At 71.8% G+C, this 15984-nt stretch carries 13 protein-coding genes; 10 read left to right on the top strand and 3 right to left on the bottom strand.

The window, feature by feature from the left end:
• Positions 1 to 21 precede the first annotated feature (21 nt).
• The 3 genes from ABR738_RS06165 to ABR738_RS06155 all read left to right on the top strand — a co-directional run bounded on the left by ABR738_RS06165 (position 22) and on the right by ABR738_RS06155 (position 3687).
• Positions 22 to 1131, top strand: a complete 1110-nt coding sequence (locus tag ABR738_RS06165; protein WP_350228955.1) for an NAD(P)H-dependent flavin oxidoreductase — start codon at positions 22 to 24, stop codon at positions 1129 to 1131.
• Positions 1128 to 2678, top strand: coding sequence for an acyl-CoA synthetase (locus tag ABR738_RS06160; RefSeq protein WP_350228954.1), 1551 nt, complete (start codon positions 1128 to 1130; stop codon positions 2676 to 2678). Before ABR738_RS06165 ends, ABR738_RS06160 begins: the two co-directional genes overlap by 4 nt.
• A gap of 109 nt (positions 2679 to 2787) precedes the next feature.
• Positions 2788 to 3687 carry an RNA polymerase sigma-70 factor gene (locus ABR738_RS06155; protein WP_350228953.1) on the top strand — a complete coding sequence of 300 codons (900 nt, stop codon included), beginning with the start codon at positions 2788 to 2790 and terminating at the stop codon, positions 3685 to 3687.
• A gap of 5 nt (positions 3688 to 3692) precedes the next feature.
• On the opposite strand, the gene ABR738_RS06150 is transcribed toward ABR738_RS06155, so the two are convergent.
• Positions 3693 to 4139 carry a winged helix-turn-helix transcriptional regulator gene (locus ABR738_RS06150; RefSeq protein WP_350228952.1) on the bottom strand — a complete coding sequence of 149 codons (447 nt, stop codon included), beginning with the start codon at positions 4137 to 4139 and terminating at the stop codon, positions 3693 to 3695.
• Positions 4140 to 4222: 83 nt separating this feature from the next.
• On the opposite strand from ABR738_RS06150, the gene ABR738_RS06145 reads away from it, so the two are divergent.
• Complete coding sequence (locus ABR738_RS06145) at positions 4223 to 5128, top strand: NAD(P)-dependent oxidoreductase (protein ID WP_350228951.1); 906 nt, start codon at positions 4223 to 4225, stop codon at positions 5126 to 5128.
• A gap of 116 nt (positions 5129 to 5244) precedes the next feature.
• Complete coding sequence (locus tag ABR738_RS06140) at positions 5245 to 6735, top strand: acyl-CoA synthetase (protein WP_350228950.1); 1491 nt, start codon at positions 5245 to 5247, stop codon at positions 6733 to 6735.
• Positions 6736 to 6776: 41 nt separating this feature from the next.
• Here the strand turns inward: ABR738_RS06140 and paaK are convergent, their stop codons facing one another.
• Positions 6777 to 8069, bottom strand: coding sequence for a phenylacetate--CoA ligase PaaK (paaK, locus tag ABR738_RS06135; protein WP_350228949.1), 1293 nt, complete (start codon positions 8067 to 8069; stop codon positions 6777 to 6779).
• A gap of 259 nt (positions 8070 to 8328) precedes the next feature.
• Here paaK and ABR738_RS06130 point away from each other — a divergent pair, with 259 nt between their 5' ends.
• Positions 8329 to 9876, top strand: coding sequence for an alpha/beta fold hydrolase (locus tag ABR738_RS06130; protein WP_350228948.1), 1548 nt, complete (start codon positions 8329 to 8331; stop codon positions 9874 to 9876).
• A 148-nt stretch (positions 9877 to 10024) separates the two neighbouring features.
• Here ABR738_RS06130 and ABR738_RS06125 read toward each other — a convergent pair whose 3' ends face one another.
• The gene (locus tag ABR738_RS06125; RefSeq protein ID WP_350234443.1) at positions 10025 to 11647 is read right to left on the bottom strand and encodes an acyl-CoA synthetase; all 1623 of its coding nucleotides are present in this window, start codon (positions 11645 to 11647) and stop codon (positions 10025 to 10027) included.
• Between the two features lie 167 nt (positions 11648 to 11814).
• Between ABR738_RS06125 and ABR738_RS06120 the strand changes: the two genes are divergently transcribed.
• The 4 genes from ABR738_RS06120 to ABR738_RS06105 all read left to right on the top strand — a co-directional run bounded on the left by ABR738_RS06120 (position 11815) and on the right by ABR738_RS06105 (position 15940).
• Positions 11815 to 12630, top strand: coding sequence for a crotonase/enoyl-CoA hydratase family protein (locus tag ABR738_RS06120; RefSeq protein WP_350228947.1), 816 nt, complete (start codon positions 11815 to 11817; stop codon positions 12628 to 12630).
• A gap of 123 nt (positions 12631 to 12753) precedes the next feature.
• Positions 12754 to 13716: a Zn-ribbon domain-containing OB-fold protein gene (locus ABR738_RS06115; protein ID WP_350228946.1), complete on the top strand. Its 963-nt coding sequence runs from the start codon at positions 12754 to 12756 to the stop codon at positions 13714 to 13716.
• Positions 13716 to 14777 carry a thiolase family protein gene (locus ABR738_RS06110; RefSeq protein ID WP_350228945.1) on the top strand — a complete coding sequence of 354 codons (1062 nt, stop codon included), beginning with the start codon at positions 13716 to 13718 and terminating at the stop codon, positions 14775 to 14777. The genes ABR738_RS06115 and ABR738_RS06110 overlap by 1 nt, the downstream gene beginning before the upstream one ends.
• Positions 14774 to 15940, top strand: coding sequence for a thiolase family protein (locus ABR738_RS06105; protein WP_350228944.1), 1167 nt, complete (start codon positions 14774 to 14776; stop codon positions 15938 to 15940). Before ABR738_RS06110 ends, ABR738_RS06105 begins: the two co-directional genes overlap by 4 nt.
• Positions 15941 to 15984: the final 44 nt, after the last annotated feature.

The raw sequence follows: 15984 nt of genomic DNA, 5'->3' as shown, positions 1-15984 counted from the left end.
CGCTGCGGCATCCTGCGCCCCATGCAGACGGAGCTGAGCAGGACACTGGGCATCGAGCACGCCGTCTTCGGCTTCACGCCGTTCCCCGCGGTGGCCGCGGCCATCACCCGGGCCGGCGGTTTCGGTGTGCTCGGCGCGGTCCGCTACACCGCGCCCGACGACCTCGCGCGCGACCTCGACTGGATGCAGGAGCACACCGAGGGACTGCCCTACGGCCTCGACGTGGTGATGCCGGCCAAGAAGGTCGAAGGGGTCGGTGAGGCCGAGGTCGAGGCCATGATCCCCGAGCGGCACCGGCAGTTCGTCCGGGAGACCCTGGCCAAGCACGGTGTGCCCGAGCTCGCCGAGGGCGACGTCTGCGGCTGGCGCATCACCGGCTGGATGGAACAGGTCGCCCGCTCCCAGCTCGACGTGGCCTTCGGGTATCCGATCAAGCTCCTCGCCAACGCGCTCGGTTCACCGCCCGTCGACGTCGTCCGGCGCGCCCACGAGGCGGGCGTGCCGGTCGCCGCGCTCGCCGGCAGCGCCCGGCACGCCCGCCACCACGCCGACGCGGGCATCGACATCGTCGTCGCCCAGGGGTACGAGGCGGGCGGCCACACCGGGGAGATCGCCACCATGGTCCTGGTCCCCGAAGTCGTCGACGCGGTGGGCCCGTTGCCGGTCCTGGCGGCGGGCGGCATCGGCAGCGGCGAGCAGATCGCCGCCGGACTCGCGCTCGGCGCCCAGGGCGTCTGGCTCGGCTCGCTCTGGCTGACCACCACCGAGGCCGATCTGCACTCGCGGGCGCTCACCCGCAAGCTCCTCGACGCCGGCTCGGGCGACACCGTGCGCTCGCGCGCGCTGACCGGCAAGCCCGCCCGCCAGCTGCGCACCGCCTGGACCGACGCCTGGGACGATCCGGCGGGACCCGGCACGCTGCCCATGCCGCTCCAGGGCCTCCTGGTCGCCGAGGCCGTCTCCCGCATCCAGAAGTACGAGGCCGAGCCGCTGCTCGGCACCCCGGTCGGCCAGATCGTCGGACGGATGACCAGCGAACGCAGCGTCCAGGACACCTTCGACGACCTGACGCGGGGCTTCGAACGCGCCGTCGAGCGCATCAACCGCATCGCAGGGAGGGACGCCCGATGAACCAGCCCCCCAACGGTTTCTGGGCCCAGGCCGAGGCCGAACCCGACCGCCGGGTCCTGATCGCTCCGGACGGCGAGGAGTGGAGCGCGGGCCGGCTGCGCGCAGCCGTCAATCAGCTCGTCCACGGCCTCAGGGCCGCCGGGCTCCGGCGCGGCGACGCCTTCGCCGTCGTACTGCCCAACGGCGTCGAGTTCTTCACGGCCTACCTCGCCGCGTCCCAGGCCGGGTTCTACCTGGTGCCGGTCAACCACCACCTCGTCGGGCCCGAGGTCGCCTGGATCGTCTCCGACTCCGGAGCCAAGGTGCTCATCGCCCACGAGCGGTTCGCCGACGCGGCCGCCTCCGCCGCCGACGAGGCGAAGCTGCCCGCTTCGCACCGCTACGCCGTCGGCGCCATCGCGGGCTTCGCCCCGTACACCCAACTCCTGGCCGGGCAGCCCGAGTCTGCGCCCGACGACCGCACCCTCGGCTGGGTCATGAACTACACCTCCGGCACCACAGGACGCCCGCGCGGCATCCGGCGCCCGCTGCCCGGAAAGCTCCCCGAGGAGACCTACCTCGGCGGCTTCCTCGCCATCTTCGGCATCAAGCCGTTCGACGGCAACGTCCACCTGGTGTGCTCGCCGCTCTACCACACGGCGGTCCTCCAGTTCGCGGGCGCCTCGCTGCACATCGGGCACCGCGTCGTCCTCATGGACAAGTGGACGCCCACCGACATGCTGCGCCTCATCGACGAACAGGCCTGCACGCACACCCACATGGTGCCCACCCAGTTCCACCGGCTGCTGTCGCTGCCAGAGGAGGTGCGGGCGCGCTACGACGTCTCCTCCCTGCGGCACGCCATCCACGGCGCCGCGCCCTGCCCCGACCACGTCAAACGCGCCATGATCGACTGGTGGGGGAGCTGCGTCGAGGAGTACTACGCGGCCAGCGAGGGCGGCGGCGCCTTCGCCACCGCCGAGGACTGGCTGAAGAAGCCCGGCACCGTCGGAAAGGCCTGGCCCATCAGTGAGTTGGCGGTCTTCGACGACGACGGGGAGCGGCTGCCTGCGGGGGAGCTCGGCACGGTCTACATGAAGATGTCCACCGGTGGTTTCAGCTACCACAAGGACGAGAGCAAGACCAAAAAGAACCGCATCGGCGACTTCTTCACCGTCGGCGACCTCGGCTACCTCGACGAGGACGGCTACCTCTTCCTGCGCGACCGCAAGATCGACATGATCATCTCGGGCGGCGTCAACATCTACCCCGCCGAGATCGAGGCCGCGCTCCTGACCCACCCCGCCGTCGCGGACGCCGCCGTCTTCGGCATCCCGCACGCCGACTGGGGCGAGGAGGTCAAGGCCGTGGTCGAAGCGGCCGACGGTTTCCAGGCGGGGCAGGAGCTGGCCGCGCGGATACTGGACCACTGCGAGGGCCGCCTCGCCGCGTACAAGCGCCCCAAGTCGGTCGACTTCATCGGCGCGATGCCGCGCGACCCCAACGGCAAGCTCTACAAACGGCGGCTGCGCGAGCCGTACTGGGAGGGCCACCGGCGCGCCATGTGACGCGCCGGACACCGCCCCGCCAACGCTGGCGCACCGGGCCGCCGTCGAGTTGAATGACGCAGCGCCGGGCGGGAGCCGCCGGCCCCGCGCGGGAAGGGGGGCAGGCGCCATGACGGAGCACGCCGAGGAGTTCGAGACCCATCGTCCGGTGCTGCTCGGGCTCGCCTACCGGCTGCTCGGCTCGCTGTGGGACGCCGAGGACGTCGTCCAGGACGCCTATCTGCGCTGGAGCCGGGTGGAGCGCGAGGAAATCAGGGACCCGCGCGCCTTCCTGATCACCGTCACGTCCAGGCTCGCCATCGACCAGCTGCGCTCGGCGCGCATGACCCGCGAGGCGTACGTCGGGCCGTGGCTCCCCGAACCCGTCGCCACCGACGCGCTCGGCCCGCTCGACACCGCGGAACTGCGCGACACCGTCGCCTACGCCACGGTCCACCTCATGGAGCGGCTTTCCCCGCCGGAGCGCGCCGTGTTCGTCCTGCGCGAGGCATTCCAGCTGCCTTACGACGAGATCGCGTCCATCGTCGAGACGAGCGCCGCCAACTGCCGTCAGATGTACAGCAGGGCGGGACGCCACCTCGCGGCCGGCCGCGAGCGCTTCCCGCTCTCCGGCGAGGAGCACGCCAGACTCCTCACCCGCTTCCTCGAGGCCGCCCGGGGCGGCGACCTCGGCGCGCTGACCGAACTGCTCGCCGAGGACGTCGTCGCCTGGAGCGACGGCGGCGGCAAGGTGTCCGCCGCGCGCCGCCCGGTCGTCGGCCGCACCAAGGTGCTCGCCTTCCTCACCGGACTGCTCAACCGTTATGCGATGGAGGCCGTTGACATGTTCGACGTCAACGGCGCCCCGGCCCTCGCCATCACGGCCGACGGCCGGCATCAGATCGGGCTGTTCGCGCTCCGCGAGGGCCGGATCGAGGCCATCTACACCATGCGCAACCCGGACAAGCTCACCCGGTTCTTCCCCGAGACGCAGGGGGCCGAGTCCGACGACGGCCCCTGGACACGCTAGGAGCGTTACTCCGTCAACTCAGGTGCTATGGCGGCGGGTTGGACGCCGCGCTGCACACCGTGGCCCCCGTTCCCGGCGTGCTCGCCGTGCCCGGCCTCGGTCACGCCGACCGTCGCGGAGTGCTCCCGGCGGATCCGTTCGGTGCCCCAGGCCCCGAGCGGTCCGAGCGCCTGGTTGAGCGTGTGCCCGTGCTCGGTCAGGGAGTACTCGACCCGGGGCGGGACCTCGGCGTACACCTCACGGTGCACCAGGCCGTCCTCCTCCAGCTCACGCAGGTGCTGCGTCAGCATCTTCTCGCTCACCCCGGGCAGTGCGCGCCGCAGCTGGGCGAAGCGGCGTACGCCCTGGGTGTCGAGTTCCCACAGGATCAGTCCCTTCCACTTGCCGCTCACCACATCCAGCGCGGCGTCGATGCCGCAGATGTAAGGCCCGATCCTCGGCGCCCTGCCCATGCCAACTCCCCTTACTGAAAGGTAAGTACCGCAGAAAATAGTGGGTACTGCCGAGATTAACGGCCCTGTCCCAGGATGGAGGCGTGAACGAACAGAACTCCACCACCAGCCAGAACACCCCCGTCACCGTGATCGGGCTCGGCCCGATGGGGCAGGCGATGGCCCGCACGCTGCTTGCCGCCGGCCACTGCGTCACCGTCTGGAACCGCACCGCGAGCCGGGCCGAGGACATCGTCGCGGCGGGCGCGGAACGCGCGGCGACACCCGGCGACGCGCTCGCCGCGAGCCCCCTGGTGATCCTCAGCCTCACCGACTACCGGGCGATGTACGACATCCTCGGCGGCGCCACCGGCTCGCTCGCCGGCCGGACCCTGGTCAACCTGAGCTCCGACACCCCCGACCGCACCCGCGAGGCGGCGGCCTGGGCAGAGGGCCGCGGCGCGGACTTCCTGGCCGGAGGTGTCATGGTCCCCGCGCCGATGGTCGGCACGGAGGCGTCCCACGTCTACTACAGCGGCCGCCCCGACGTCATGGACACCCACCGGGCGACCCTCGCGCTCCTGGGAGCCCCGAGGCACCTGGGGTCGGACCCGGGCCTGGCCCAGATGATGTACCAGGCCCAACTCGCCGTGTTTCTCTCCTCGTTGTCCGCGCTGATGCACGCGACCGCAATGCTGGGCAGCGCCGGAATGAAGGCCCAGGACGCGCTGCCGGAGCTGCTGGCCTCCGCCGACATGATCGGCGCCATCGTGCGGGCCGGCGAGGAGACACCCGGGGCCGCACTGGACGCCGGGGACCACCCGGGCGCCTTGAGCACGGTCACCATGATGGGCGCGACGGCCGACCACATCGTGGAGACCAGTACCTCGCTCGGGCTCGACCTCGCCCTGCCCCTGGCCGTCCAGGCCCACTACCGGAACGCCATCGAGAACGGCCACGGCGGCGACAACTGGACCCGGATCATCGACAGCATCCGCACGCCGCGCTGAGCGAGGAGTGCCGGCGCCCGCCGCCGTCGCCCACGACGGGGGCCGCGCACCGGCGCCGGGCGGCTCGCGGACGCGCGCACCTTGACCCCGGCAGGCGCGGCCCCCAGGATCCAGCCATGGACGAGGTACGCAGCAGCACCGTGGACGGCGTCGTGCGCCGCAGCGCCCGCCGCACCCCCGACCGCACCGCGCTGCGGTACGCGGACCGCACCTGGAGCTATGCCGAACTGGACGCCGCCGTCTCCACCGCGGCCGCCTTCCTCACCGCACGAGCGCTCGGCAAGGGCGACCGGGTGGCCGCCTACGGCCACAACTCCGACGCCTACCTCATCGCCTTCCTCGGCTGCGCCCGGGCCGGGCTCATCCATGTACCGGTCAACCAGCACCTCACCGGCGACGACCTGACCTACATCCTGGAGCAGTCCGGCGCCTCACTCGTCCTCGCCGATCCCGCCCTTGCCCAGCGGGTGCCCGCCGGGCTGCCTGTGGCCGCACTGCGCGACGAGGCTGACTCGCTCCTCGCGGCGCTCGCCGAACCGGTCGCGTACCCGGGCGAGGGTGACGCCGGCGACATCGTCCAGCTGCTCTACACCTCAGGCACCACCGCGCTGCCCAAGGGCGCGATGATGACGCACCGCGCCCTCGTCCACGCGTATGTCTCCGCCATCACGGCGCTCGACCTGCGGGCCGCCGACCGGCCCGTGCACGCGCTGCCGCTGTACCACTCGGCGCAGACCCATGTCTTCCTGCTGCCCTATCTCGCGGTGGGCGCGGACAACACCGTCCTGGACGCGCCGGATCCGGGCCGGATCTTCGACCTGGTGGAGGCGGGCCGCGCCGACTCGCTCTTCGCGCCGCCCACCGTGTGGATCGCCCTCGCGGGTCACCCCGGGTTCGCCACGCGCGACCTCGGTGGTCTGCGCAAGGCGTACTACGGCGCCTCGATCATGCCCGTGCCGGTCCTGGAGCGGCTGCGCGCGCGGCTGCCCGGGCTCGCCTTCTACAACTGCTTCGGGCAGAGCGAGATCGGGCCGCTCGCCACCGTGCTCGGGCCCGACGAGCACGGTGGACGGATGGATTCGTGCGGGCGTCCCGTGCTGTTCGTCGAGGCCAGGGTCGTCGATGAGAACGGCGAGCCGGTGCCCGACGGCACGGCGGGCGAAGTCGTCTACCGCTCCCCGCAGTTGTGCGAGGGCTACTGGGGCAAGCCGGCCGAGACCGAGGAGGCCTTCCGCGACGGCTGGTTCCACTCCGGTGACCTCGCGGTGCGTGATCGCGAGGGTTACTTCACCGTCGTCGACCGGGTGAAGGACGTCATCAACTCCGGCGGTGTCCTGATCGCCTCGCGCCAGGTGGAGGAAGCCCTGTACACCCACCCGGCGGTCGCCGAGGCCGCCGTCGTGGGTCTGCCCGACGAGCGCTGGATCGAGGCGGTGACCGCGTTCGTGGTCCGCGCCGAAGAGGTGACGGAGACGCAACTCATCGACCATGTACGCGCGTTGCTCGCCCCCTTCAAAACACCCAAGCGGGTGCTGTTCGTGGACGATCTGCCGCGCAACGCGAGCGGGAAGATCCTCAAGCGGGAGCTGCGCGACCGGTTCGCCTGACGGTCCTGGTGCGACGCCTGCCAAGGCCGGGTCCTCCCGGCTCAGCTCCTCCCCTCGCGCAGGTCCACGATGCGCTTGAACTTGCCCACCGAGCGCTCGATGGTCTCGGGGTCCACCACTTCCACCTCCACCGAGACGCCGATCCCGTCCTTGAGCGCCGCCACGATCGAGCGGGCCGCCGCCTCGCGGTGCTCCGGCGGGGTGTCCGCCCTGGCCTCCACCCGCACCGTCAGCGCGTCCAGGCGGCCCTGGCGGGTCAGACGCAGCTGGAAGTGCGGGGCCACACCGGGCGTGCGCAGCACGATCTCCTCGACCTGGGTGGGGAAGAGATTGACGCCGCGCAGAATGATGAGGTCGTCACTGCGCCCGGTGACCTTCTCCATTCGCCGGAACACCCTGGCCGTGCCCGGCAGCAGCCGCGTCAGGTCCCTGGTCCGGTAGCGGATCACCGGCATCGCCTCCTTGGTGAGGGAGGTGAAGACGAGCTCGCCGCGCTCACCGTCCGGCAGGACCTCGCCGGTGAGCGGGTCCACGATCTCCGGGTAGAAGTGGTCCTCCCAGATGTGCAGACCGTCCTTGGTCTCCACGCACTCCTGCGCGACGCCCGGCCCCATCACCTCCGAGAGCCCGTAGATGTCGACCGCGTCGATCGCGAACCGGTCCTCGATCTCCCGGCGCATCTCCTGTGTCCACGGCTCGGCGCCGAAGATGCCGACCTTCAAGGAGGTCGTGCGGGGATCGACGCCTTGCCGCTCGAACTCGTCGAGGAGCGTCAGCATGTAGGACGGGGTCACCATGATGATCTCGGGGCGGAAGTCCTGGATGAGCCGCACCTGGCGCGCCGTCATGCCGCCCGAGGCGGGAATCACCGTACAGCCGAGCCGTTCTGCGCCGTAGTGCGCGCCGAGCCCGCCGGTGAACAGGCCGTATCCGTACGCCACATGGACCTTGTGGCCCGGCCGCCCGCCCGCCGCGCGGATCGAGCGGGCCACCACGTCCGCCCAGGTGTCGAGGTCCCGCTGGGTGTAACCGACGACGGTGGGCCGGCCCGTGGTCCCGCTGGAGGCGTGGATCCTGCGGATGTCGGACTCGGGGACCGCGAACATCCCGAAGGGGTAGTGATCGCGCAGATCGGACTTGGCGGTGAAGGGGAAGCGGGCCAGATCGGCGAGCGAGGCGCAGTCCTCGGGCCGGACCCCCGCATCGTCGAAGCTCTTGCGGTAGAACCCGACGTTGTCGTACGCATGGCGCAGGACGGCGCGCAACCGGTCGAGCTGCAAGGCTTCGAGCTCCGGCCGGCTCAGCCGCTCCGCCTCGTCCAGCAGGGGTGCCATGAGTGCGCTCCCGTCCTCGCTCCGCCCCGCCGCCGGGGACGACGACGCGATGACACGTTGAACCGATGCAACGATGCAACGATGAAACAACGAAAAACGTTGAAAGCAGGCGACCGATCATTCGGTCGATCTGTCTGGGATCAGTAATTCAGCCCTCCGAGGGGCCCGTCAAGGCCTGTGGACAACCGGCTCCGACGCCTTCTTCGCGCCGAGGGCGAACGCCATTGCCCGGCGCCCGGCCACCTGTGAAGATCATTCCATGCCCACCTTCACCAGCCACGACGGGACCGTCCTCTCCTACCGGGTGACCGGCGCGGGCGAGCCGCTGATCTGCCTGCCGGGCGGGCCTGGGCGCGACTCCACCTACCTCGGCGACCTGGGCGGCCTGCCGGCGCACCGGCAGGTGGTACTCCTCGATCCGCGCGGCACGGGGGCCTCGGCGGCGCCGGCCGACCCGGCCACCTACCGCTGCGACCGCCAGGTCGCCGACGTGGAGGCGCTGCGCGTCCACCTCGGTCTCGACCGTGTCGACCTGCTCGGCCACTCCGCGGGCGGGAACCTGGCGCTGCTCTACGCCGCACGTCACCCGGACCGCACCGGCTCGCTCATCTTGATCACCCCCGGCACCCGCGCCGTGGGCATCGGCCCGGACGAGGCCGAGTGGCGCTCCGCCCTCGCGCTGCGCGAGGACGAGCCCTGGTACGAGACGGGCCGCGCGGCCTTCGAAGAGGTGTGGGCCGGGCGGCGCGAAAGGAGCGAGGTGTGGGACGCCATCAAGCCCTTCGCCCACGGCTGCTGGGACGCGGCGGCCCAGCGGCACGAAGCCGCCGCCGCTGCCGAGACCAACCCGGACGTGGCGCCCGCCTACTACGCGGATGGCGCCTTCGACCCGCCGGCGACGCGGGCCGCGCTCGCCCGGCTCGACGCCCCCGTCCTGGTCCTCGCCGGCGGGTACGACTTCGGGCCGACCCCGGGCGCCGCCGCCGAGCTCGCCGCGCTCCTGCCCCACGCCGAACTCGCCGTGCAGCCGGGCGCGGGACACTTCCCCTGGCACGACGACCCCGGAGCCTTCGTCCGTACCGTCGCCGCCTTCCTCGACCCCGGTGTCGCCAGTGTCCGGCACACCATCGGCCTCGAAGAGGGCCATGGCGTCCGGCTCGCCTATCGCGTCCACGGCGAGCGGTCCGCGCCTCCCGTGGTCCTCGTGCACGGCCGGGGCGGCGACAGCCGGGACTGGGACGAGATCGCCGCCCACCTCGCTGCCAGCCGCCGGGTGTACGCCCTCGACCTGCGCGGCCACGGTCTGAGCGACTGGCCGGGCGGCTACGGCTTCGAGGCGTTCCGCGACGACATCCACGGCTTCATCACCGAACTCGGCCTCACCGGCACCGATGTGGTCGCCCACTCCATGGGTGGCGCCGCCGCCGCGCTGCTCGCCCAGGAGGCGGCCGGCCTCATCGGACGGCTCGTCCTGGAGGACATCCCGCCGCTGCTGCCGCTCGACCCGCCGCGCGGAGCCGTCGAACGCCCCGAGGGGCCGCTCACCTTCGACTGGCCCCTCGTGCCGGCGATCAACGCCCAGCTCAACGCTCCCGACCCGGACTGGCACCGGCGATTCGCCACGCTCGCCACTCCGACGCTGCTCCTGGCGGGCGGTCCCACCAGCCACGTCGACCAGACGGCGCTCGTCGCGCTGGCCGATGTCATCCCCGGCGCCCGCCTCGTCACCTTCGACACCGGCCACCTGATCCACTCCGCCGACCCGGCCGGATTCCTGGCCGCGATCGGGGAGTTCGGGATCGGGTGACCCGGCCCGGGCCGGCGCCGCGACCCTGACCGGTCGATGACCGGGACCCGGCGGCCGGGGGGGCCGGGCGGCGGGAGGCCGCCGAAGTCCCGTACGCGTGGCGCCCGTGGTTTCGTATCGTGGCGTCCGAAGTCCCGTACGGGCGAGGTCAGTCGGCGTCCGCCCGCGCCGCCACGGCCCGCGCCCAGCGGTAGTCCGCCTTGCCGCTGGGTGAACGCTGGATGCAGGGCGCTATCACCAGCCGGCGCGGCACCTTGTAGCCCGCGATCCTGGTGCGGCAGTGTGCCTGGATGTCGGCGAGCGTGGGCTCGTCCGCGCCGTCGCGCAGCTGCACCACCGCCGCCACATGGCTGCCCCACGTCGCGTCGGGCACCCCGGCCACCAGCGCGTCGTAGACATCCGGGTGCGACTTGAGCGCCTGCTCCACCTCCTCCGGGTAGACCTTCTCGCCCCCTGTGTTGATGCACTGCGAGCCGCGCCCCAGCACCGTGACGATGCCGCTCTCGTCCACGGTCGCCATGTCGCCGAGGAGCACCCATCGCTCCTGGCCCTTCTGGAAGAACGTCTCGGCGGTCTTCGCCGGATCGTTGTAGTAGCCGAGCGGAACGTGCCCGCGCTGCGCGAGCCGCCCGGGCTCCCCGACGGGCACGGGCTCGTGGGTGACCGGGTCCACCACCCGCGTACGCTCGTTGACCTCGAGACGGAACCCCTTCTCGGGGCCCGAGTCGTCCGTGGCCTTCCCGTTCGAACCGGATTCGGACGACCCGAAGTTGTTCAGGAGCAGCACGTTCGGCACCAGCTCCTGGAACTGCGCGCGCACTGTCTCCGACATGATGGCCCCGGATGAGGAGACGCTGAACAGCGAGGACAGGTCGGTGCCCCTGAGCGGTCCGCGCAGCGCGTCCACGAGCGGCCGCAGCATCGCGTCGCCCACCAGGGAGACGCTGGACACCTTCTCCTTCTCGATGGTGCGCAGCACCTCGTGCGGCACGTACTTGCGGTGGATGACCACCCGCTGGCCGTAGTTGAAGGCGATGAACGAGGTGAGCGTCGAGGTGCCGTGCATCAGCGGGGGAGCGGGGAAGAAGGTCAGTCCGGCGCCGCCACCGGCGACCCGCTCGGCCAGTTCCTCGGGCCGCTTCACCGGCTCGCCCGCAGGGTCGCCGCCGAACAAACCCGCGAAGAACAGGTCCTCCTGACGCCACATCACCCCCTTGGGCATGCCCGTGGTTCCGCCGGTGTAGATGATGAACAGGTCGTCGCCGGAGCGCGGTGCGAAGCCCCGCTCGGGCGAGCCCTCGGCCTCGGCCTGGTTGAACGCGGTGACCGCGAGGGGCGGCGCCCCCTCGGGAGCCTGCCCCACCCGGATGAGATGGCGCAGCTTGCCGGCCCCGGTCAGCGCGCCCGCCACCCGCTCGGTGAACTCGGCGTCGAAGACCAGCGCGGCCAGGTCGGCGTCCCGGTAGAGGTACGCCAACTCATCTTGCACGTAGCGGTAGTTGACGTTGACCGGAACCAGGCGCGCCTTGAGGGCGGCGAGGACCGTCTGGAGGTATTCGATGCCGTTGTAGAGGTGCAGGCCCAGGTGTTCGCCGGGGGTGAGTCCGGCGTCGATCAGGTGGTGGGCGAGGCGGTTCGCCGCCCGGTCCAGCTGACGGTAGGTCAGGCGGCGCTCGGCGCCGGTGCCGGGATGATCGACGTACACGAGTGCTTCGCGGTCCGGTACCACGTCGACGACGGACTCGAACAGGTCGGCAAGGTTGTACTCCACCATTCCTCCTGACTCCGGCCCCGACTGATTCCGGGGGTCATCAGAGCAAAGCCGCGCACAACTGGGAAGGGGCGGCGGAGAGGAAATCTGACTGACTGTCAGAAAACTATTGAACTGCCACCGCCCCTCCTGCAACCTGTTCTGGGTCTGGAGACGGGAGGACGGCAATGGGTGGTACCGAACACCTCACCGTGCGGCGTGAAGGCGCCACACTGGTGCTCACCTTGAACAGGCCGGAGGCGAAGAACGCGCTGTCGCTGCCCCTGCTGGTGGGGCTCTACGACGGCTGGCTCGAAGCCGACGCCGACGACACGGTCCGCTCGGTCGTCCTCACCGGCGCGGGCGGCGACTTCTGCGCGGGCATGGACCTCAAGTCGCTCGCGGCCCGGGGCACGGCGGGGCAGGACGCGGCGGGGGACCCCTACCGGGACCGCCTTGCGGCCGACCCCGAGCTGCACTGGAAGGCGATGCTGCGCAACTACCGGCCCCGCAAGCCGGTGATCGCGGCGGTCGAGGGGTACTGCGTGGCGGGCGGGACCGAGATCCTTCAGGGGACGGACATTCGCGTGGCGGGAGAGAGCGCGACGTTCGGGCTCCTTGAGGTCAGACGCGGGCTCTTTCCCATCGGGGGTTCCACGGTCCGCCTCCAGCACCAGATTCCACGTACGCACGCCCTGGAGATGCTGCTCACGGGGCGGCCCTACAGCGCGCGGGAGGCGGAGCGGATCGGGCTGGTCGGGCGCGTCGTGCCGGACGGGACCGCGCTGGAGGCGGCGCTCTCGATCGCGGCGGAGATCAACGCGTGCGGACCGCTTGCGGTCGAGGCGGTGAAGGCGTGTGTGTACGACACGGCGGCCATGGCGGAGAGCGACGGGCTCGCGGTGGAGCTGGAGCGGGGGTGGCCGATCTTCGCCACGGCCGACGCGAAGGAGGGGGCGGCGGCGTTCGCGCAGAAGCGGGCGGCGGTGTTCCGGCGGGCCTGAATTCCCCCCGTCCCCTACGCGCCTCGCGGGCGCTCGCCCCCCCTCGCCGGACAGGCCGCGCAGGTCGCGCAGGCGGCCGGCGGCGACCCCTGTCATGTCAGACACCCCACCCAAGGAGCCCTCATGGCCGCCGCCCCCTCGTCCGACGTGCTGCGTGCGCCGCTCGTCGTGGAGTTTCCCTTCACCCGGTCCCTCGGACCGGTGCAGAGCGCGTTTCTCACCGGGTTGCGCGAACGGGTCGTGCTCGGGGTGCGGACCGGGGGCGGGAAGGTGCTCGTGCCGCCCGTCGAGTACGACCCCGTCACCGCCGAGGAGATCACCGACCTCGTCGAGGTCGCCCCGACCGGCACCGTCACCACCTGGGCCTGGAACCCCGCGCCGCGCCGCGACCAGCCGCTCCGCCGGCCCTTCGCCTGGGTGCTCGTGCGCCTGGACGGCGCCGGCACCTCCCTGCTGCACGTCCTGGACGCGCCGGGGCCCGACGCCGTGCGCAGCGGGATGCGCGTCCGGATCCGGTGGGCCGAGGAGCGCGCGGGCGCCATCACCGACATCGCCTGCTTCGAACCGTACGAAGGAGCGGACACCGGGCGTCAACCCGCCCCGCACAGCGGCGAGTTCGGCGACCCGGTCACCGGCATCGTCGCGCCCGCCCGCCTCGACTACACCTACAGCCCCGGCCGCGCCCAGTCCGCGTACATCAGCGGCCTGTCCGCGCGCAGGACCATCGGCGAACGCTGTCCCTCCTGCCAGAAGGTGTACGTGCCGCCGCGCGGCGCCTGCCCGACCTGCGGCATCGCCACACGCGAGCGGGTGGAGGTCGGTCCCGCCGGCACCGTCACGACCTTCTGCATCGTCAACATCAAGGCCAAGAACCTGGACATCGAGGTGCCCTACGTCTACGCGCACATCGCGCTCGACGGCGCGGGCCTTGCCCTGCACGGCAGGATCGGGGGCATCCCCTACGACCAGGTCCGCATGGGGCTCAGGGTCGAACCCGTGTGGAGCGAAGGCGGCCGCTACCCCGACCACTACCGCCCCACGGGCGAGCCCGACGCCGACTACGACACGTACAAGGAGCTGATCTGATGGCGCCCACCTCTCCCGCCCGGGACGTGGCGATCGTGGCGTTCGCGCAGAGCGACCACCGGCGCCGCACCGACGAACTGTCCGAGGTCGAGCTCCTGATGCCGGTGCTGCACCAGGTCCTCGACGCGACCGGCCTGAAGACCAGTGACATCGGGTTCACCTGCTCGGGTTCGAGCGACTATCTCGCCGGGCGGGCCTTCTCCTTCACCATGGCGCTCGACGGGGTCGGCGCCTGGCCGCCGATCTCGGAGTCCCACGTGGAGATGGACGGCGCCTGGGCGCTGTACGAGGCATGGGTGAAGATCCTCACCGGCGAGGCCGAAACCGCGCTCGTCTACGGGTACGGCAAGTCCTCGCCCGGCGAGGTCCGCGACGTGCTGACCCGCCAGCTCGACCCCTACTACGTGGCGCCGCTCTGGCCCGACTCGGTCGCGCTCGCCGCCCTCCAGGCGCAGTCGCTCATCGACGCGGGAGACACCGACGAGCCCGCGCTCGCCGCCATCGCCGCCCGCAGCAGGGACGCCGCATCGGTCAACCCCCATGCTCAGGTGAGGGGTTCACGCCCGCAGGGTGACTATCTGGTGCGTCCGCTGCGCACCGGTGACTGCCCGCCGGTCGGTGACGGCGCGGCCGCCGTGATCCTCGCCGCCGGCGACCGGGCCCGTGAGCTGTGCGCGCGCCCCGCCTGGATCCGAGGCATGGACCATCGCATCGAGGCGCACGCGCTCGGCGTGCGCGACCTGACCGACTCGCCCTCCACGCGCCTGGCCGCCGAACGGGCCGGGGCCTTCGAACGGCCCGTCGACACCGCCGAGTTGCACGCCCCCTTCAGCTCGCAGGAGGTCGTCCTGCGCAAGGCGCTGCGGCTCGGTGACGACGTCAGCGTGAACCCGTCGGGCGGCGCGCTCGGCGCCAACCCTGTCATGGCCGCCGGGCTCATCAGGCTCGGCGAGGCCGCCGCCCGCGTCCACCGGGGGGACTCCGACCGGGCCCTCGCGCACGCCACGTCGGGACCCTGCCTCCAGCAGAACCTGGTCGCCGTCCTTGAGGGGGAGTCATGAGCAAGGAACCCGTGGCCGTCGTCGGGGTCGGCCAGACCAAGCACGTGGCCGCCCGGCACGACGTCTCCATCGCCGGACTCGTCCGGGAGGCGGCCCAAAGGGCGCTCGAAGACGCCCAGTTGTCGTGGTCCGACATCGACGCCGTGGTGATCGGCAAGGCGCCGGACTTCTTCGAGGGCGTGATGATGCCGGAGCTCTACCTCGCCGACGCGCTCGGCGCGGTCGGCAAACCCATGCTGCGGGTGCACACCGCGGGTTCGGTCGGCGGCTCGACCGCCCTCGTCGCCTCCAACCTGGTCGCCGCCCGCGTCCACGCCACCGTCTTGACCCTCGCCTTCGAGAAGCAGTCCGAGTCCAACGCCATGTGGGGCCTGTCCCTGCCGGTGCCCTTCACCCAGCCGCTGCTCGCGGGGGCGGGCGGCTTCTTCGCCCCGCACATACGGGCCTACATGCGGCGCACCGGCGCCCCCGGCACCGTGGGCTCCCTCGTCGCGTACAAGGACCGCCGCAACGCCCTGAAGAACCCCTACGCGCACCTCCACGAGCACGACATCACCCTGGAGAAGGTCCAGGCCTCCCCGATGCTGTGGGACCCGGTCCGCTACTCCGAGACGTGCCCCTCCTCCGACGGCGCCTGCGCGATGGTCCTCACCGACCGGGCGGGCGCGGCCAGGGCGCCGCGACCCGTGGCCTGGGTGCACGGCGGCGCGATGCGAAGTGAGCCGACGCTGTTCGCGGGCAAGGACTTCGTGTCGCCCCAGGCCGGCAAGGACTGCGCGGCCGAGGTGTACCGCCAGGCCGGCGTCACCGATCCGCGCCGCGAGATCGACGCCGTCGAAATGTACGTCCCGTTCTCCTGGTACGAGCCCATGTGGCTGGAGAATCTGGGCTTCGCCGCCGAGGGCGAGGGGTGGAAGCTCACCGAGGCGGGCGTCACGGAACTCGACGGGGACCTGCCCGTGAACCCCTCGGGCGGCGTCCTGTCCACCAACCCCATCGGCGCCTCCGGCATGATCCGTTTCGCTGAGGCCGCGCTCCAGGTGCGCGGCCTCGCGGGCGAACACCAGGTGGAGGGCGCCCGCAAGGCGCTCGGCCACGCCTACGGCGGCGGCTCCCAGTTCTTCTCGATGTGGCTCGTCGGCGCCGAACCCCCCACCCGCTGACGGCGGTTCGCTCCGGAGGGACCCGGTAATCCCGGCGCGGCCTG

Origin of the sequence: Streptomyces sp. Edi4, from assembly GCF_040253615.1 — a bacterium.
In the GTDB taxonomy this organism is placed as follows: Bacteria; Actinomycetota; Actinomycetes; order Streptomycetales; family Streptomycetaceae; genus Streptomyces.
The sequence above is the reverse complement of the archived record's forward strand: the minus strand, read 5'-3'. Positions and strand labels throughout refer to the sequence as shown.